Consider the following 18,821-nt stretch of genomic DNA (forward strand, 5'->3'; position numbering starts at 1 on the left):
GACGAATTTCCCCCTTACGCGCAAGATCCCAACATGAGAATGCGACCGAGCCTATGCCTTATCCTGCTAATAACAATGAGATTCACGGGTCAGGCGGGGGATAGCGTCGGGAAGCCCATTCTCCCCTGGGAGCCTGGCACCTTGGACATCCACCAGATCAGCACCGGGCGCGGCAACGCTGGACTGTACATTCTGCCCGATGGCACCACGCTTGTGGTCGATGCCGGCGAAATGCCGGCAAAGACCGCCGCCCACACTCCCGATCGGCCAGACGCCACGAGTTTAGCCGGCGCGCGGATTGTGCGCTACATCCGCCACGCTCTGGCGTACGAAGCTCAACCTGCACTCGACTACGTGATTCTGACGCACTTCCACGATGACCATATGGGGGGCCCCTCGGACAAATCGCCAACCGCCAGCTGCAATGCTTATAAATTGGCTGGGGTGACTCAGGTGGGTGAGAGCCTGAAGATTCGCAAACTTCTGGATCGCGGTTGGCCCGATTACAGCTACCCTAAACCGCTGGAGGATCCCGCCACGACGAACTATCGCGCCTTCGTGAAATGGCAGATTGCGAACAACGGCCTCAAGGTCGAACGCTTTGTGCCGGGTCGCAACGACCAGGTGGTGCTGCTTCGTAATCCGAAGAAGTATCCCACATTCCGGTTCCGCAACGTGGGGGCGAATGGAGAAATCTGGACGGGAGAAGGCACCTCCACCCGCAAACATATTCCTTCATTAGACACGGTACCGGCTTCCCTCTGGCCGCATGAAAATGTGAACAGCATTTCTTTTCGCCTGAGCTACGGCAAATTTGACTATTTCAACGGGGGCGATATTCCCGGCGTGCTGTCCAACGGCCAGCCCTCCTGGTACGACATCGAGAGCCCCGTCGCCAAAGCTGTCGGCCCGGTTGATGCGGCCATCCTGAACCACCACGGCTACCTGGACACGCATAACGAGTTCTTTGTTCGCACTTTGCGTCCGCGTGTGTGGACCCTCTCCGTTTGGGACAAGCATCATCCCACGCCTGGTGTGTGGGACCGGCTGCAATCCAAGGAGCTTTATCCCGGGCCTCGTGACATCTTCGCCACGGACGTCCATCCCGGAAACCGGGAGACCATCAAAGGCCTTGAGAAACTCGCCAGCGACAGGGGCCACATTGTTTTGCGGGTTGCGCCCGGCGGCAAGAGCTTCCGCGTCGTGATCGTAGACGACTCCTCGGAAAGCTGCCGAGTGACGAGGATCTTCGGCCCGTATCGCTCAACGTGATACTTGTTGGCTTCATCTCGGGAGAATCATGACTTCCATCACTACCACATTCCGTCGGCGGCGATAACCGACCGGCCTTTTCCCACGCCCGAAGGAGGTAGTTATCGCGGGAGATGGGGTGGCCGACGGGATTTGAACCCGCGACAGCCAGATCCACAATCTGGGGCTCTAACCAGGCTGAGCTACGGCCACCAACCGGCGACTAACCTAGAAGTTGCCTCCGCAGACGTCAAGCTCCGGTTCCTGGAAGTCATGCGCGCACGATTTCGCCGAAGCGTCCGGGCGGGCGCTAAACCGGGCGACGCGGCGAGGCGGTCCGCCGCAAAGGGCTTTACCTGGGCGGTCTTTTCCCTAAAGTGCGTGTGTGGTCACTCTCGAAGCCAGCAAGCTGTTCAGTCAGCTCAGTCCCGCTGAGCTGGGCGCGCTGCGCCAGGTCGCCCGCGAGCGGACCTTTGCCGCCGGTCAGGAGATGTTTAAGGAGGGCGACGACGGAGACGGTCTCTACGTGGTGCGAGATGGCCTGGTGGAAATTTCAGGTGTGTTGGAGCACCGGGAACGACTGGTATATCACCAGATCGGGCCCGGGGACGTTTTCGGCGAAATGGCGGTGATCGAGAATAAACCTCGTTCGGCCTGCGCGACGGCCAAGGTGGAGACTGCGGTTTACTTCATTCCCGGCGCGGAGGTGCTGGCGCTGGCCCAACGCTCGCCCACGCTGGCGCTGGCGCTGCTGCGGGAGATCAGTCATCGGCTGCGCGAGTTCAACCGGCTATACCTGCGTGAGGTGCTGCAGGCGGAGCGCCTGGCGGTCATTGGCCGCTTCGCGCGGTCCATTGTCCATGACTTGAAGAACCCGCTCAATATTATCGGCCTGACGGCGGAGATGGCCGGGATGGAAGGGGCCACGCCCGAGATGCGGCAGTTGGCGCCGGCGCGCATTCGCAAACAGGTCGAGCGCATCAGCGAGCTGATCAACGAGATTCTCGACTTCACCCAGAGCTCGCAATCGGACTTTGTGCTCGCGCCGGGCGATTACGGCGCCTTCGTGGCGCAGTTGCTGGAGGAGCTCCGGCCGGAAGCAGGACTCAAGTCGGTGACGCTGGAGTTGGAGAGCCCGCCGCCGTCCGTCGAGCTGTTTCTCCACCCGAAACGGCTGCGCCGCGTGTTCTACAATCTCGTCCACAATGCCACCGATGCGATGCCCGAAGGGGGCAGGATTGTCCTGCGCTTCCGCGTGACTGAGAAGGAAGTGGTTACCGAGATCGAGGACGGCGGAAAGGGTATTGCGCCAGAGATCGCGGGGCAGTTGTTCGAGTTGTTCGCGACGCATGGCAAGGCGCATGGCACCGGTCTGGGCCTTTCGATTTGCCGGCGCATCATTGAGGATCACGACGGCTGGATTTCGGCGCGCAACCAGCCGGGGCGCGGGGCAGTGTTTTCGTTCGGGTTGCCACGGCGCCCGAACAAGAAGGAAGCTGCATGAGTTGCCGGGCTGCCTGAGTTGCCGGAGCGCCCGGTCGCCGCAGTGGAATTTTCTCATGCAACCCTGTAGCTTGAGCGACCTGGCAACCATCCTATGAATCGCATCCGCCTGCTGCCGGAGCAAGTGGCCAATCAAATCGCCGCTGGCGAGGTGATTGAGCGACCGGCCAGCGTGGTGAAGGAGCTGGTCGAGAACGCGCTGGATGCGCAGGCCGCGCGTGTGACGGTGGAAATCCAGGCGGGCGGGCGCAGCCTCGTGCGGGTGGCGGACGACGGTCTGGGCATGAGCCGCGACGACGCGCTGCTTTGCCTGGAACGGCACGCCACGAGCAAGATCCGGCGCGCCGAGGACCTCGCGGCGGTTGCCACCATGGGGTTCCGCGGCGAAGCGCTGCCGAGCATCGCCAGCGTGAGCCGGTTCACGCTCACCACGCGGGAACGGGCGGGCGACTCGCCCGAGGGCACGCAAATTGTCATCAGCGGCGGCAAGATTGTGGAGGTGAAGGCCGCAGGCACGGCGCCCGGAACCACGGTGGAGGTGCGCCAGCTCTTCTTCAACCTGCCCGCGCGCCGGAAGTTCCTGCGCACGGAGGAAACGGAGTCCGCCCACATCCAGCATTACCTGACGCTGGCGGCGCTGGCTTACCCGGAAGTCGCGTTCAACTTTCAGCGAGATGGCCGCCTGGTCTGGCAATTGCCCCCCGTGAAGACCAGCAGCGATGCCGCCTCCCGGCTGGGGGCTTTGCGGGAGCGACTCCGGGCGCTCTACGGCAGCGAACAAAAGCTGCTGACCGTGGACTATTCGACGGAGCTGACGTCCTTGGAAGAGTTCGAGGCCGAACCGTCGCCACCCTCAACGCTCAATCCTCAACCCGCAACCGTAGTGCGCCTCTGGGGTTTCATCGGCGCGCCAGGGGTGTCCCGTTCCACCCGGGAGGACCAGCACCTGTTCGTCAACCGGCGGCCGGTGGAGAATCGCGGCCTGAACTTCGCGCTGCTCGAAGGTTACCATACGGCGCTCATGAAGGGGCGCTACCCGGTGGCCTGTCTCTTCCTGGAAATTGACCCGGCGGGCGTGGACGTGAACATCCATCCGGCCAAGCGCGAGGTGAAGTTCCATCGGGAGGCCGAGGTGCGCCGGTTGGTGGCGCAAGCGATCCGGCAGACGTTGCTGGCGTTTCACACCGGTCCCGCGGAATCCGCCGGCCCGAAAGCCGCGGCGCAAGTTCCGCCGGCTGCCAGCATCTCGCCGGCCGCAGTGCCCCTGGCGCCGCCTGTCGAGCAGTCTGCGCTGCCGAACTTCCCGGCGGCCCTGACGCCCGGCCCCGCGCAACCTCCGCAGCCCGCCCCCCAGCAGCCGGCCCTGCGCATGGGCTTCAGCCCGACGCCAGCCCCTGCCTTGCCTCCCGCCGTTTCCCCAGCCCCGGCGCCGGCCGGGCCAGTCCCCCTGCTCGCAGTGCCGCTGCGGTTGGTGGGCGTGATCGGCAGGCTCTACGTGGTTTTGGAATCTGACCGGGGACTGGTGCTGCTCGACCAGCACGCGGCGCACGAGCGGATTCTGTTCGAGCAGATGCTCGCCCGGCTGGAACGGCACGACCAGGCGCCCTCGCAAAGACTCCTGCTGCCGGAGACAGTGGAGTTATCGGCGCGGGATGCCAGCTTCCTGCGCGAGCAACTGCCGGTGCTTACGCGGCTGGGGGTGGGATTGAGCGATTTCGGCGAACGCACCTTTCTTCTCGATGCTCTGCCCCCGTTTGTGAAGGTGCCGGACGCGCGCCGATTCGTGGTCGAACTGGTGGACGAGTTGAAGGCCGCCGGCCGGGATCTCAATACCCTGCGGCTCGGCGAGCACACGGTGGCCAAGACTGTCTGCCGTCATGCCGTGAAAGCGAACGACCCCCTCGCCGGGCGGGAATTGGAGAACCTGGTTGAAGACCTGCGCCACTGCGCGATGCCTTACACCTGCCCGCACGGGCGGCCAACACTCATTGAGATGAGTTTTCGCGAGCTGGAAAAGAAGTTCGGCCGGACGCAGTAGCTCGAGGAGACTGCCTCGATGGGAGGGTGTAACCCCGCGCGATCTTCCACCAAATGGCTTCGAAACGGGCTGCCACCGGCGATGTCAAGGCTGTATCCACGGTGTGGAGACGGTGTGGATACGGTTAGGATACGGTGAGACTCCCTTGCGTGGCATGATTTGCCCGGTTTTCAGGGGCAAGGGAATCGTCCGGGAGGGGATTGACCGCCAAAAGGGCTTGCTTCGGCTCGCTGCGACTGATGAAGTAATGCGATGTTCGGACACGTTTTCAAACCCTAATAATCCGTGCTCATGCAAAAACCACGATTAAGCTTCTGGCAAATCTGGAACATGAGTTTCGGGTTCTTTGGCATCCAGTTCGGCTGGGGCCTCCAGATGGCCAATATGAGCGCCATCTACCAGTACCTCGGCGCGAAGGAAGCGGATATTGCGTTTCTCTGGCTGGCGGCGCCGCTGACGGGGCTGATTGTGCAGCCGATCGTCGGCTACTGCAGCGACCGCACCTGGGGCGCTTTCGGACGGCGGCGGCCTTACTTCCTGGTCGGGGCGATCCTGGCCAGCCTGGCGCTGATTGCCATGCCGAATTCCGGGACGGTGTGGATGGCGGCGGGGTTGCTGTGGATTCTGGACGCCAGTGTGAATGTCACGATGGAGCCGTTCCGGGCGTTTGTGGGCGACCTGCTGCCAACGGAGCAGCGCAAGAGCGGGTTTGCCATGCAGAGCCTGCTGATCGGACTGGGGGCGGTGCTCTCCTCGGCGCTGCCTTATATGCTCACCAATTGGTTCGGTGTGGTGAGCGAGGCGGGCCAGGGCGCAATCCCACGCACGGTGCAACTGGCTTTTTACATCGGTTCGGGCGTTTTCTTTGTGGCGGTGCTCTACACCATCATGACGACGAAGGAGTATCCACCGGAAGACCTGGCGGCGTTCCGTCAGAGGAAGGCCGCGTCCGCCGGGTGGGTCAACGCGCTCCGGGAGATCATCAGCGGCATTGGGTCCATGCCGCGGGCGATGCGGCAACTGGCGGTGGTGCAGTTCTTTACGTGGTTTGCCTTGTTCTGCATGTGGATCTATTTCACGCCGGCGGTGGCGACGAAGGTGTTCGGCGGCGTGCCGGGCTCGCCGGAATACCAGCGCGGCAACGAGTGGGGCGGGGTTTGCTTTGGGGTTTACAATGGGACGGCCTTCGTGTTCGCCATCGTGTTGCTGGCGTTGGTTCGCCGGTTCTCCGCGCGGGGGATTCACCGGATTTGCCTGCTCTGCGGCGGTGGCGGTTTGATTCTTGCCTTCGCGGTGCGCCAGCCGCACTTGCTCCTGGTCTCGATGCTGCTGGTGGGCGTGGCGTGGGCGAGCATTCTGTCCATGCCGTATGCGATGCTGTCCAACGCCATCCCGGCGGATAAGATGGGATTCTACATGGGCGTCTTCAACTTCTTCATTGTCATCCCGCAGATTCTGGCCTCGCTGGGGCTGGGCACGCTGATGAAGTTCGTCCTGGGCGACAACCCGATGAACGCCGTGCTCCTGGGAGGCTGCGCGATGGTGCTGGCGGGCTTGTGTGTGGGGTTGGTGTCGAAGGATGTGGACCGCGCCGGCGTGCACGAGACAGCCCCCACGCCGGCCGTGAAATAGCCAGAGGCTGCGCCAGTGTTCCTGAACCTGACCCTCGCCGCACTCGCGCTTCTCAGCTTGGCCCTGACGGTCTGGCAATGGCTTGTCGCCCGGCGCTTTCCGCTTCACCGGCGCGGGGCCGCTTCCGCCTCATCCTCAGACTCGGGCCGCAGCCGGCGTGAGCAGCGGCTGGCTGGCTCCCCCCAGGCGCCCGCTGCGCCGCAACCCGCTGTCACCCTGCTCAAACCCCTCAAGGGGTGCGATGCCGCCACGGAGGATTGCCTGCGAAGCTGGTTCACGCAGGATTACGCGGGTCCCGTGCAGATTCTCTTCGGCGTGGCCGACGCGGAAGATCCCGTGTGCGGAGTTGTCCGCAAGCTGCTGCAGGACTTTCCGCAGCGCGATGCCCGGTTGGTCGTGTGCGGGCCGCTGCTCGGGGCCAATGCCAAGGTTTCCAAACTGGTCGAGTTGGAGCAATTGGCAAAGCACGACCTGCTCATCATCAGCGACGCCGATGTCAGAGTGCCGCCGGATTGCCTGGCAAACGTCGTCGCGCCCTTGCAGCAGCCGGAGGCAGGCCTGGTGAACTGCTTCTACCGCCTGGCAAATCCCACCACCCTGGCCATGCAGTGGGAGGCTATCGCCATCAATGCCGACTTCTGGAGCCAGGTTTTGCAAGCCCGGAGCCTTAGGCCAATAGACTTCGCTTTGGGCGCGGTTATGGCTTTGCGGCGCGCTCAACTCACGGAGATCGGCGGCTTCAGGGCGCTGGCGGATTGCCTGGCCGACGACTACCAGTTGGGCAATCGCATTGCGCAGCGAGGCTATTGCATTGCCCTTTCGCCCGTGGTCGTCGAATGCTGGTCGGCGCCGATGGGCTGGTCGGAGGTTTGGAAACATCAACTCCGGTGGGCACGGACTATTCGCGTCTGCCAGCCCGCGCCTTACTTCTTCAGCGTCTTGAGCAACGCCACGCTTTGGCCGCTGCTCTGGCTCCTCAGCACACCCAGCACGCTGGTGTTGGCCGTGGCCTTCGGTTGCGTCCTGACCCGCGTCCTGACCGCGCTCAACCTGGAACATCGGCTGACTGGCCCCCGCCCTCCATTTGCCCACTGCTGGCTGGTGCCAGTGAAAGACCTGCTGCAAGCGGTGATTTGGCTTTTGGCTTTTCTCGGCAACCGCATCGAATGGCGCGGGCACCGGATGCGTCTCCGCCGCAACGGCACGCTGGTACGGGGCTAAAGGGTGCCCGGACGTCAGCGCCCTTACGGACCGCCTGTATCTCCAAGAATCGCGTACATCATGGATTTCCAGGAAGAGCCAACGATGGTTCTCACCCGCACAACCCGGATGGGGCCCCCAACCTCCAACCTGTGTACTTTCGATATTTAGGACAGCGATGCCGTCTGCCGGCTTTCTCCACTCCCCGCTGGCCTTGACACCTTTGGCTTGGCGATACGGTGACGGCCCGGTGGTGCTACGGTGTGTATCCCATGGGGAGCGCTCCCCATGGGATACACACCGTAGCCCGACCGCACTAACTAGCCATCGTCCAGCCAGCCGCAAGCCTACGCCGGCGTGCCGGCCACTGTAACGGCGCCGTCTCCTGTCCGGCGGGGGTGCGGGAGGTTGGAAGGGGAGTCCGAGACAGCGAATCACCACCGGTAGTCCCCGGAAATCCGCGAATAACCAAAACTTTGTTATCCGTACTTATACGGATGTGACAGCTTTTGTCCGACCCCTGGTCGTAAGGTGGGCGTGAAAACTAAATAAACGCCTATGACTAACGCACAATTAGAACTGAGCTTCGGAACCCGCTACGCGCGCCCGAAGCCGCTCGCCACCCCTCGTTCGTCTTTCCGCAGTGCGCAGTGGTGGTTCCAGCGGATGCGCCAGATAGTGGATTGCGCAATGGACTGGCGGCCAGCGCCGCCACCGCGGCCGGAGCAGATTCTGTTTTCCGGCGAAGATCACCGGTTCTGGACCGCTTAAGCTGCGCGCGGGCGGGCACGCCTCGCCACGGCGGCCATGCCAAGTTCGCCCTTGACGGCGGGCGCGTGTCCAAGTGCGATATGCGCACACGCGCTGAACTTCTCGGCGGCCCGAAGTGTTTCGGGCTGTCCGGAAACCGCGGCAGAAATAAACAAACGTGGATATGAGCAACCAACTGGCGATTAACGGCGGCCCCAAGGCCGTGACCAATCAACTGCAAGGCTGGCCGCAGTTTGACGAGAATGCAGTCAAGTCGGTCGAGGCGGTGTTGCGCTCCGGCAAGGTTAACTACTGGACCGGCAAGCGGGGCATGGAATTCGAGAAGCAATTTGCCGAGTGGCAAGGCAGCAAACACGCCATCAGCGTGGCCACCGGCACGGCGGCCCTGCATGTCGCGCTGGCCTCATTGGGCATCGGCCCCGGCGACGAGGTCATTGTGCCCAGCTACACCTTTATCGCGAGCAGCTTCTCCGTCGTTCAGGCCGGGGCCATCCCCCGCTTCGCGGATGTGAACCTGGAGGACCACTGCATCAGCGTGGAGTCGGCGGAGAAGTTGGTGACGCCGCGGACCAAAGCGATCATGCCGGTGCATCTCTACGGCAACGTCTGCGACATGGACAAGATCCTGGCCTTCGCCAGGCGGCACAAGCTGTTCGTGATTGAGGATAATGCCGAAGCGTTCGGCGGCGCCTACAAGGGCAAGAAGACGGGGACGCTCGGCCACATCGCCGGCTGCAGTTTCTGCCAGAACAAGACCTTCACCACCGGCGGGGAAGGCGGCATGGTTACGACCGACGACGAGGATCTGGCCTGGAAGGCGCGCAGCTTCCGGGACCACGGCTACGACGTGAAGCAGCGACTGAGCTTGCTCGAACTCGAGCAGAAGCTGCCCTACATCCACAACATGGTCGGCTGGAACTATCGGATGACCGAAATGCAATCGGCAATCGGCCTGGCTGAGCTGGCGCGGATGGAAACCTGGAACATGCCGCGGCGGCGCCGCAACGCGCAGGTCCTGCTCAACGCGCTTAAGACCTCCAAGCATATCAAGTATTTTCCCGTGGACACCCCCGAGCGGCAGAACGGGTGGTATGTGCTGGCCTTTTCGCTGGAGGTGGAGCGCCTCAAGTGCGATATCAAGCAGTTTGTTGCCGCCGTCGCCGCCGAAGGCGCGCCGGTCTGGAAAGTGTTCTGGCCGCAATGCCACACCGAACGGGCATTTCAGGAGCACAACGCTTTTGGCCGCACCGGCTTCCCGTTCAAGTCGAAGGAATATGCCACCCCGGCGAGCGTTGACTACCGCGAGGTGGAAGTGCCGAATGCCCGCTGGCACGAGGCCCACACATTCACCTGCTTCGCGTACCCCACTTACACCGAGTCCGACATGGAGCAGATCGCCAACGCGATTCTGAAGGTGATCCGGGCGTACGAGAAATAGAGGCGGAGGCAGAGACGCGGGAAATCGGCGACGGCAGACGAGCCTGAGTCCCCGAGCCGGATAGAGCGATCGGTGTCCTGCCTCGAAGGCCCGGCTTCTTGATTTGGGGATGGCCGAAAGGCCCGGGAAACGTTAGGGTAGCTCCCGCGTGAACCTGTTTCTCGTGCTGCCGCTCAAGACAAACAAGTCTGGGCCGCACGGCGCCGGCCGTCAATCGAGGCCTCATTCGGCCAGGCACCGGCTGCATGCCTTCACCCTGATCGAACTGCTGGTGGTTATCGCCATTATCGCCATTCTGGCGGCGCTGCTCCTGCCTGCCCTCACCAAAGCCAAGAGCAAGGCCAAACAGGCTGGCTGTATCAACAATCTCCGGCAGATCGGCCTCGGCCTGGCGATTTACCTGAACGACTTCAGGGCTTACCCGAGCTGTTACTCGGTGACACCGCAGGTCTACGCCGTCTGGCCGACCCGGCTCCTGTCCGTGATGGCCAATAATCGAGCGGTGTTTTGCTGCCCCGCCGCACGGCCTGACGCAGCCTGGAATACCAACGCCAACAAGACTCTGGGGGCGAGACGCCCGGAGGGCACTTTTGATCCCTACGGGATTACCCTGAACACCCGTTTCTCCCTCGCCTATAACGATTGGGGGCTCGATTTGGGCCACGACCCTCAGCTCGGGTTGGGCGGGGACATCAATGGCTATTGGACGTTCCGGGGCCCGGTGACGGAAGCCATGGTGCGCAAACCGGTTGACATGATCATGCTCGGGGACGCGCGGGCTTTCGAGAATCCGTCCCTGTACAACACTTGGCCGGCGAACCTGGACCCCACGCAGTACGACCAGTGGCCATCGAATCGGCACAATCGCCAGACGGATTTGTTGTTCTGCGACGGTCATGCCGCCGCCGCCCGGCGGCGTGATGTGGTTGACCCGGCCAATCTGCTCTGGCGCGCCCGCTGGAACAATGACAACGACCCGCACACGGCCGATATTGCAGCTTGGCCAGTGGACTGGGCCCGGGAAGCGTTGATTGATCCTTGACCCCTGAGTCCGCCCTGGACCGGATCTCACCCCCGCCTCGGCGGTCGGTTTGCCGAAGCGAATCGCGCTTCGTGGCCAACCCTATTCCAGATTGCCAATAGCGCCCCCGCAAAGTCCTGCGGCCGTTCTGCCATCCAGGAAGTGACTCTTCCTGGCGAAAACCAACCACCGCGCTCGATTTCCTCGGCGTCCAGCCGAAACGGCCCCTCGGCTTTGCAGCGATAGACCCACACGTGCTCCTGGTCGGTTTCAGCGCTGGCCGCGAGCTTGAACAACCGCTGCGGGGCGGCTGCCACCTTCAGGCCGATTTCCTCTCCCAACTCCCTTATAGCGCAAGCGTCATAATCCTCGCCGGCAGCCACATGGCCCGAGGCAGACGAATCCCACAAGCCGGGCTGGCGATCCTTCTTCATCGAACGCTTCTGCAGATAGACCTGCCCGGCCGCGTTGAACACCAGGACATGCACCGACCGGTGCATCAAGCCCAGGCGATGCACTTCGCTGCGCGGCCGCTGCCCGATGACTTCGTCGCGCTCGTTGACGATATCGAAGAGTTCTTCCTGCACGTTAAGGACTGAGCGCCTGGTTCCGGAGCCTGGCCAGGGCCAGAATGGAGAGGGCATGGCAGTTCATCCCGGGCCTTGGGACAGAGCCTGCGCCAAGCTAACAAACTGTTCCAGGGAGACTTCCTCCGCACGGATTTGCGGGGATAGATTCAGGCGCTCGAACTCCCCGATCAGGCGCAATTCGGGCCAATCTTCCTTCAGCAGTTTGAGCATCATCTTGCGCCGCTGGGAGAAGCTCCGCTTGATGATCCGGGCGAATGCGCCTCGCGGTTCCGGTGGGAGCAGGGGCTCCTTGCGGCGCAGCAAGCAGATGCAGGCTGAATCCACGTCCGGCTCCGGGAAGAAGCAACTGGCCGGTATCTTAAACCAGTCCTGCAGTTCGTACTCGAGCTGGACCAGCAGCGTCAGCACGCCGTAATCAGGAGCGCCCGCCTTTGCCAGCAGCCGCTTGGCCACCTCAAGTTGCAGCGTGATCACTATCCGCTCCGGGCCGCGCCCCGCCTGGCTGGGAAGGTGCGCCCCATTCCCCACAGATTCCCGGGCTGGCGCACACGCCGACCCCTTCGTGGCCAACTCCACCAGGATCAGCGAGGCGACCGAGAAGGGCAGGTTGGCCACCAGCTTCCACCCACTCCAGTCGTGCGGGTCCCGGCTCAGGTACTCGAGCGCGTCACCGTGAAGCAACCGCAACACAGGTTGCTTGCCGGCCTCGGGCCGGAACCGCAGTTTGAGCACCTCCACCAGCCTCGCATCCTTTTCGATGGCCAGGACTTCGCCCGCTTGCTCCACCAGCAGTTCGGTCAGCGGCCCAAGACCCGGCCCGACCTCCAATACCCGATCCGACTTCTTGAGCTCCGCCGCCATCATGATGCGCCGAATCTGATTGGCATCGTGGAGGAAGTTCTGGCCCAGAGACTTCGTCAGCAGTATGCCGTGCTCCGCCAGGAGCAGCTTCATCTCCGTGAGTTTCATGCGGTGAGCACCACCCCCAGCGCATGAATTGCTTGCCGGAGTTGGTTCGCGGAGATGGTCAGGGGTGGAGTGAATCCGATGACGTTGGAGTGTTCCCCCTCAGGCAGGAATATAAACCCGCGCCGCAGGAGCGCTTTGACTGCCTTCAGGACAGGTGCGGTTGCCGGGGCTCCGTCGGAGGAGCACACTTCCAGGCCCGCCAGCAGGCCCATTCCACGAGGGGCCAGGGCGAGGGACGACGGGCGGCGAGCGAGGGAGGAAAGGGAAGCAAGCAGGAGATTGCCCAGACTGGCGCTGCGGTGGACCAGTTGTCGGGCGGCGATCTGTTTAATCTGGGCCAACGCCATTGCACAGCCGACGGGATGTCCCAGAAACGTGCTGGTATGAATCGCTTCCCCGCTCGACGGCGGCCAGGCTGCGTCCATCAAATCGGCGCGTCCGACGCAAGCGGACAACGGAAAGCCCCCGGTCAGCGCTTTGCCCAGGCAGATCAGGTCCGGCACTGTGCCGGAGTGCTCGCAGGCAAACCACTTCCCGGTGCGGCCAAAGCCGGTGTAAATCTCATCCAATATCAGCAGGGCCTGGTGTTCGTCGCAAAGGCGCCGCAACAACGGCAGGAACCCCGGCGGGGGGAAATTGACGCCGCCGCGGACCTGGATTGGCTCGACCAGGATCGCACCAATGCGCTTGCTCCGGAACAAGCGGCGTATTTGGGACTCAGTCGTCCGCATCGCTGAGTCAGGATGAGCGGCGCCTGACTTGGGAAACATCACGAAGTGCCCGAATTCGCGAAGCTGGCTGCGGAACGGCAAACGAAAATGCGCCCGTTGGGTGACGTTGAGCGCCCCATAACCCAGACCATGATAGGCCCCCTCAAAGGCAACCACGCCGGGCTTGCCGGTGGCCCGCAGCGCCGTCTTAAGCGCCGCTTCGACGGCCTCGAAGCCTGAGTTGCAGAAGGTTGTCTTGCCCGCAGCCACCCGCACAGGCCGGGCGGAGTTTACAGGCTTGGCTCGCCAACGCTCGAACGTGATCCGGCTCAACTCGCGCGCTAACTGTGCCTTGAGCGCGTGCGGATGGACATCGCCCATCGCATGCAGCAGCGTCGCCATTTGTTGTTGCCCGGCCCTGACCACTTCCGGATTGGCATGCCCGGTCGCCGCCACCCCGAAGGCAGCGGTCATATCCAAATACTTCTTCCCGTCCGCGTCCCAGACGTGCACGCCCCTGGCCCGCTCCCACACAATGGGCCAGGAACCATTCGCCTCGATAGACGTGACATTGCGCGATTCATAGGCGCGCAACAGGGTCAAAGTCTGGCGCGTGGTCATCTTTGGTCAAACCCCTCTCGCCTCTGGCGCCCAGATCACCTTGTGCAACTGAATCTGGAAGCGCACGGGCAATCTGTCGGCAATTATCTTCTCGGCCAGGTCCTTGCGCGAAATCGGCGTCTGCGCCGGCGGCGGTTTGTTAAGCGAGATGTGCTGCTGGCTGGGCGCGAGCGGATGGGCCCACGAGAATAGCAACGGACAGATGGCGGCGAGCTTGTGCCTGGCGATGCATTCTTTGGCCCACCGGTAATCCTCGCGGGTGGCGATGACAAATTTGATTTCGTCAGTGCTCCTAAGGTGGCGCAGGTTCTCCCAGCGATTGCGGGCCGCCTCACCGCTGCTGGGGCATTTCAAGTCCATGATGCGCCGCACGCGCGGGTCCACCGGGGAAATGTCATGCGCGCCGTTGGTTTCGAGCAGCACCGTGAAACCGTCGTCGCACAGCGCCCGCATGAGCGGCAGGGAATTCCCCTGCAGCAACGGCTCCCCTCCCGTCAATTCCACCAAAGGCAGCAGGCCTCCGCCGCGTCCGGCTTGCGGCCTTCGGGCTTCATGGAACGGGCCGGCCAACCGCCGGACTTCCGCGCGGACTTGCGCCAGTGATTTCCTGTGGCCCCGGGAAAACGCATACGCGGTGTCGCAATACGAGCAGCGCAGGTCGCAGCCGGTCAGCCGGATGAAGATGCACGGCCATCCCGCGAACGTGCTCTCGCCCTGCAAACTCAGGTAGATTTCATTGATGACCAGCGTGTCGGACATCCACAGTAATCTAGGGGATTGGCCGGCAGGAGGGAAGCGGCATGAGTTGCATCAGATGCGCGCGGTCTCCATAATAGCCCAACTCGTGCTACCATTCGGCCCCCTCTTGGCCGACCGGATTTCACTTTGCTGAACGCGGCCCTATGCGAGTATAATGTGGGCCATGGAAATCTACGATCATCCAACTTTCCGGATGGCATGTCAGCAGTTTGACTTGGCGGCCGATCACCTGCAGATGCCCCAATCCGAGCGCGATCGTGTCAAATATCCCAAGCGCGCGGTGACCGTAGCCCTGCCGATTCATCGTGACGACGGCTCCACGGAGGTTCTCACCGGCCACCGCGTACAGCACCATCTCGCGCTCGGTCCCACCAAGGGCGGCTTGCGCTTTCACCCGGACGTGACCCTGGGCGAAGTCGCTGCCCTGGCAATGTGGATGAGCTGGAAATGCGGCCTAACCGGGCTGCCCTATGGCGGTGCCAAAGGCGGCGTCGCCTGTGATCCCAGCAAGCTATCCATCCAGGAGCTGGAGCGTGTGACCCGGCGCTATACGCAGGAGATGATTCCGTTCATCGGCCCCCAGGTGGATGTGATGGCCCCCGACCTCGGGACCAATGAGCAAGTTATGGCCTGGATGATGGACACGTATTCCGTACACGTTGGCACCACCGTGCCCAGCATTGTCACCGGCAAACCGGTCGCGCTGGGCGGCTCGCTGGGCCGGCGCGAGGCCACCGGCCGCGGCGTCGGCTATCTCGTCAACCGTGCCACGGATACCATTGGTTTGGACATCAGCAAAGCCACCGCCGCGATCCAGGGCTTCGGCAATGTGGGCGCCGTCGCCGCGCTGTCGCTGGCGCGCTACGGCGTGAAAGTGGTGGCGGTAACCGATGCCTTCGGCGGCGTTCACAATGCCAACGGGCTGGACCTTTGGGGCCTGGAAAAGCATGTTGCTGGCCATAAGACCGTGGCTGGCTTCCCGGAAGCCGAGCCCATCTCCAACGAACAATTGCTGGTGCTGCCGTGTGACATCCTCGTGCCCGCCGCTCTCGAGCGCCAGATTACCCAGGCGAACGCCGGCAAGGTCCAGTGCCGCATCATCGCCGAAGCTGCCAACGGCCCCACCACGCCTGAAGGCGACGCGATCCTGGCCCAGCGCCCGGAGATCTTCGTTCTCCCTGACATCCTGTGCAACGCGGGCGGCGTGGTGGTATCCTATTTCGAATGGGTGCAGGACCTGCAGAGCTTCTTCTGGGGCGAGACCGAAGTCGTGGACAAGCTCTTCCGCATCCTGGAAACCGCCTACACCCAAGTGGTCACCTTGAGTCGCAAACAGAAGATCCCCATGCGCATGGCCGCCCTGACCCTCGGAATCAAACGCGTGCAGGAGGCCAAGCGAATCCGGGGCCTCTTCCCGTAGCCGGAAGCGGGGGCATCTGGAACCACTGAACTCAGGATTTCAAGGGTCCTAACTCCACGGGCTTCAGATTATCTCCCTCCCTAATCCAAGCCGCGGTCGTAGAGGTCATCCTCGTCCAGGCCCAGGTAATGGCCCAGCTCGTGGAGGTAAGTGGTGTGGACCTCATCGCAGTAGATTTCTTCGTCAGCCTCGGCAAAGTCCCACAAGTTCTCCAGGAAAAGAATGATCTGCGGCGGCAGCGGCAGGGCGCTGGTCTCCTCGCAGGCGAACTCCGGCCCGACGAACAGGCCTAACGTGTCCGCGGCGATGCCGTCCCGGCGATGGGCCGCGTTGGGCCGGCGCTCGAACGTCACCGGCAGCGCCTGCGCCCGCTCGCGCAGCGGCATCGGCAACTCGGCCAGAGTCGCGTCCACTTGTTCCTGCGCCAGGGTGCGGAGTAGTTGCCAGCAAGCGCGCATGGTGCATTTTGTCGCTCAATTGAGTAGCATGGAGACATATGAAACACCTAGCACGGATTTCCATCACGCTTCTGTTGATCGCGGAGATGGCAACCTGTCTGGCCTTGGCCCGGGGCCTGCCGACCAACGCGAGCGAGGAGCCATCCCTCGCCCTGGCCCGAGCCTAGTGGCCGGAGCTTCCCAAGAAATGGACGATGCTGGGATGGAAAGCCCACATCACCCGTTTCAACGTGCTTCACGACGGCACGTTGATTAACGCGTTCTCCTTTGACAAGGGGCCGCAGAATCCTTTGGCGATTCGGCCGCCGATTCCCCAACCATGGGCGCAGTTCGCATTCATCCCGGCGGCCAGGCCTGAGGGCGTTCCCTCGTTTGCGAAGGCGAATCGCGAGGATTACGGCGATGTGATTCAGGGTTGGGAGGATCGCAATGCGCCGGTATTGTGGAGCGAATGGCAGTGGGGCGCCTATCTCCTGCGGCAACGCATCTTCGCGCATGTGCCGGGCGGCAAGGAACTCCGGCGCGGTGATGAGCCGCTCTTTGCGTGGGTCCGCCTCTCGGTCCACTACGCCGCGCCGGCGCTGCCGCTGGAGCGGCCCGCCGGATTCGCCATCAGGATCAATCGGCTGGCGGTCAACACCTCCATGGAGTTGCGTCATAACCTCAAGCCCTACGACGGATCACCCAGGTACGAACGCGAGCTCAAGCCTGAAGCGCAGAACTACTCCGCGGGACGAGCCTTCCGCCTGTTGGAGCCCGACGGAAGAGTGCGCCTGGCTGTTGCACCGGGGGTGGACTGCAAAGCCGTCTTCCGGGCCGGGTTCCCGTCCCCGGATGACTCCATCCTGCATGTGCAACTTCCGCCGGGTGAGGGCAGTTTTGTGGACTTGCTGATTCCCATGTTGCCCACGGACCGGGCGTTATTTGACGAGGAGCTTGCCCTTGGCTACGACGGCGGGCTGAAGGAGGCCGAGATGTTTTGGTCGGAGCAGCCGGCTACGGCGGCCAGGTTCGACGTGCCGGAGGACCACATCAACCAGGCGATCAAGCGCAACTTGCAGTTCGACCAGATCACGGCCGACCTCGACCCGGCCACCGGCGACACGCACGTGCTCACGGGGGCAATGGGTTATGGCATTGCGACCTGGGCAACGCCGGTCTCCATCGCCCTGGCCGGTTTCCTGGACCCGCTAGGTTACCACAGTCTGGTGAAGCGGTATCTGAAAGTGTTCAAGGATGCCCAGGGAACGGTGACCCCACCGGGTGATGCGTTCCGGCCACACCCGGGCTACCTGGGCGTGCCGAAGAAGGTGGCAATCGTCAACTGGCTGCCCGACCACGGCGCCCTCCTCTGGGTCATGGCTCAACATGGGCTACTGACCGGCGATACCGACTACATCAAGGAGTACACGCCGGTTATCATCAAGGCGTGCGAGTGGATTCGGGATGCGCGGCGAATCGGCGGCCACGGCGGCGTGGCCGGCGTCATGCCTCCCGCCGGCGCGTCAGACGAGGAATCGCGCACGCAGGTTTGTTGGACGGACGGCTGGATCTACAAGGGATTAAGCACGGCAGTTGAGTTTCTGAAGCAGACGGACCATCCGCGGGCGGCTGAGTTCGACGCGGAAGCCAAGGACTACAAAGATGCTTTCATCGCGGCATTCAGAGCCAAGGCTGCCACCATGCCCGGGTGGCGTGACGATCGCGGGCAGGAACGCGCATTGGTTCCTTACTCACTGGCGAAGGAAGACGGCTGGCAGTACCGGTGGATCACTTACCTGGACACCGGCCCGATGCACCTGGTTTTCGCCGGGCTCATGGACGCGAACGATCCGCTGATGAAGGACGCTGTGGCCTGGTTCCGCGAGGGCCCCCCGACCAGACTCTATCGCCCTTACGGCGTGCTCTCGGGCCATGTGCCTTCGCTTAGGCATGAGATGTCGAGCTGGGAAGGCTGTTACAGCTGGAACCTCTTTCACACCTGGCAACTGGGCGACCGGAAACGCTTTCTGGAGGGTATGTATTCGCAATTCGCGGGCGCGATGTCCCAACAGACCTACACGGTCTGCGAATCCCGGGGCGGTCAGCATGCGAACATCTTCTGGATGCCAACGGTTCTGCTGGCTCGGTTGGCGGTGCTTGACGACGAGATCGCGCCCGGCGAACTCCGTCTGCTCCGGCTTTGCCCGCTGGCGTGGCTCAGCGCTGAACGGGAAACCGTGTTCGAGAACCTGCCGACGAAATACGGACCCGCAACGCTGCGATTCAAGAAGTCTCCCGATGGCCGGCAGCTCGAGGTGCGTTTTGCCGGCCAGTGGCGCGAACGGCCAGCAAAGGTCCTGGTGCATGTCCCACCCCTGCCGGAGTTGAGCCGAGTGCTCGTCAACGGCAAGCGCTACCCGGCGCGGACCACGATCACGCTGCGCGAGTTCTGACGCCG

Annotated in this window: 15 protein-coding genes and 1 tRNA gene; 10 read left to right on the forward strand and 6 right to left on the reverse strand. The window is 63.0% G+C overall.

What is annotated here, in order from left to right:
- Positions 1-75: 75 nt before the first annotated feature.
- Positions 76-1,272 carry an MBL fold metallo-hydrolase gene (locus P5205_03460; protein HSA09408.1) on the forward strand — a complete coding sequence of 399 codons (1,197 nt, stop codon included), beginning with the start codon at positions 76-78 and terminating at the stop codon, positions 1,270-1,272.
- Positions 1,273-1,386: 114 nt separating this feature from the next.
- On the opposite strand, the gene P5205_03465 is transcribed toward P5205_03460, so the two are convergent.
- Positions 1,387-1,464: transfer RNA gene (locus P5205_03465), tRNA-His, on the reverse strand.
- Between the two features lie 172 nt (positions 1,465-1,636).
- Between P5205_03465 and P5205_03470 the strand changes: the two genes are divergently transcribed.
- The 6 genes from P5205_03470 (at position 1,637) to P5205_03495 (ending at position 10,875) form a co-directional block, all read left to right on the forward strand.
- The gene (locus P5205_03470) at positions 1,637-2,755 is read left to right on the forward strand and encodes an ATP-binding protein (protein HSA09409.1); all 1,119 of its coding nucleotides are present in this window, start codon (positions 1,637-1,639) and stop codon (positions 2,753-2,755) included.
- Positions 2,756-2,848: 93 nt separating this feature from the next.
- Positions 2,849-4,792: a DNA mismatch repair endonuclease MutL gene (gene mutL / locus P5205_03475; protein HSA09410.1), complete on the forward strand. Its 1,944-nt coding sequence runs from the start codon at positions 2,849-2,851 to the stop codon at positions 4,790-4,792.
- 291 nt (positions 4,793-5,083) lie between these two features.
- On the forward strand, positions 5,084-6,424 hold the full coding sequence (locus tag P5205_03480) for an MFS transporter (protein ID HSA09411.1): 1,341 nt from the start codon (positions 5,084-5,086) through the stop codon (positions 6,422-6,424).
- A gap of 15 nt (positions 6,425-6,439) precedes the next feature.
- Positions 6,440-7,645 carry a bacteriohopanetetrol glucosamine biosynthesis glycosyltransferase HpnI gene (gene hpnI, locus P5205_03485; protein ID HSA09412.1) on the forward strand — a complete coding sequence of 402 codons (1,206 nt, stop codon included), beginning with the start codon at positions 6,440-6,442 and terminating at the stop codon, positions 7,643-7,645.
- Positions 7,646-8,558: 913 nt separating this feature from the next.
- Positions 8,559-9,833, forward strand: coding sequence for a DegT/DnrJ/EryC1/StrS family aminotransferase (locus P5205_03490; GenBank protein ID HSA09413.1), 1,275 nt, complete (start codon positions 8,559-8,561; stop codon positions 9,831-9,833).
- Positions 9,834-10,074: 241 nt separating this feature from the next.
- Positions 10,075-10,875, forward strand: a complete 801-nt coding sequence (locus P5205_03495; protein HSA09414.1) for a prepilin-type N-terminal cleavage/methylation domain-containing protein — start codon at positions 10,075-10,077, stop codon at positions 10,873-10,875.
- A 26-nt stretch (positions 10,876-10,901) separates the two neighbouring features.
- Here the strand turns inward: P5205_03495 and P5205_03500 are convergent, their stop codons facing one another.
- Genes P5205_03500 through P5205_03515 form a run of 4 tightly spaced genes read right to left on the reverse strand, consistent with a single transcriptional unit; the run spans position 10,902 to position 14,503 of the window.
- Positions 10,902-11,498: an NUDIX domain-containing protein gene (locus P5205_03500; protein ID HSA09415.1), complete on the reverse strand. Its 597-nt coding sequence runs from the start codon at positions 11,496-11,498 to the stop codon at positions 10,902-10,904.
- Between the two features lie 6 nt (positions 11,499-11,504).
- Positions 11,505-12,413, reverse strand: coding sequence for a 16S rRNA (adenine(1518)-N(6)/adenine(1519)-N(6))-dimethyltransferase RsmA (gene rsmA, locus P5205_03505; protein HSA09416.1), 909 nt, complete (start codon positions 12,411-12,413; stop codon positions 11,505-11,507).
- Entirely contained in the window at positions 12,410-13,726 is a 1,317-nt protein-coding gene (locus P5205_03510) for an aspartate aminotransferase family protein (protein HSA09417.1), read from the reverse strand. Before P5205_03510 ends, rsmA begins: the two co-directional genes overlap by 4 nt.
- Before the next feature lie 24 nt (positions 13,727-13,750).
- Positions 13,751-14,503 (reverse strand): radical SAM protein, encoded by a 753-nt coding sequence (locus P5205_03515; protein ID HSA09418.1) that lies wholly within the window; start codon positions 14,501-14,503, stop codon positions 13,751-13,753.
- Between the two features lie 163 nt (positions 14,504-14,666).
- On the opposite strand from P5205_03515, the gene P5205_03520 reads away from it, so the two are divergent.
- Positions 14,667-15,923 (forward strand): Glu/Leu/Phe/Val dehydrogenase, encoded by a 1,257-nt coding sequence (locus P5205_03520; GenBank protein ID HSA09419.1) that lies wholly within the window; start codon positions 14,667-14,669, stop codon positions 15,921-15,923.
- Between the two features lie 80 nt (positions 15,924-16,003).
- Here the strand turns inward: P5205_03520 and P5205_03525 are convergent, their stop codons facing one another.
- On the reverse strand, positions 16,004-16,381 hold the full coding sequence (locus P5205_03525) for a metallopeptidase family protein (GenBank protein HSA09420.1): 378 nt from the start codon (positions 16,379-16,381) through the stop codon (positions 16,004-16,006).
- Between the two features lie 38 nt (positions 16,382-16,419).
- On the opposite strand from P5205_03525, the gene P5205_03530 reads away from it, so the two are divergent.
- A complete protein-coding gene (locus P5205_03530; GenBank protein ID HSA09421.1) occupies positions 16,420-16,548 on the forward strand; it encodes a hypothetical protein in 129 nt (42 codons plus the stop codon).
- A gap of 27 nt (positions 16,549-16,575) precedes the next feature.
- Positions 16,576-18,816 (forward strand): hypothetical protein, encoded by a 2,241-nt coding sequence (locus P5205_03535; GenBank protein HSA09422.1) that lies wholly within the window; start codon positions 16,576-16,578, stop codon positions 18,814-18,816.
- Positions 18,817-18,821: the final 5 nt, after the last annotated feature.

It is taken from the genome of Candidatus Paceibacterota bacterium (genome assembly GCA_035452965.1).
Lineage (GTDB): Bacteria > Verrucomicrobiota > Verrucomicrobiia > Limisphaerales > UBA8199 > UBA8199.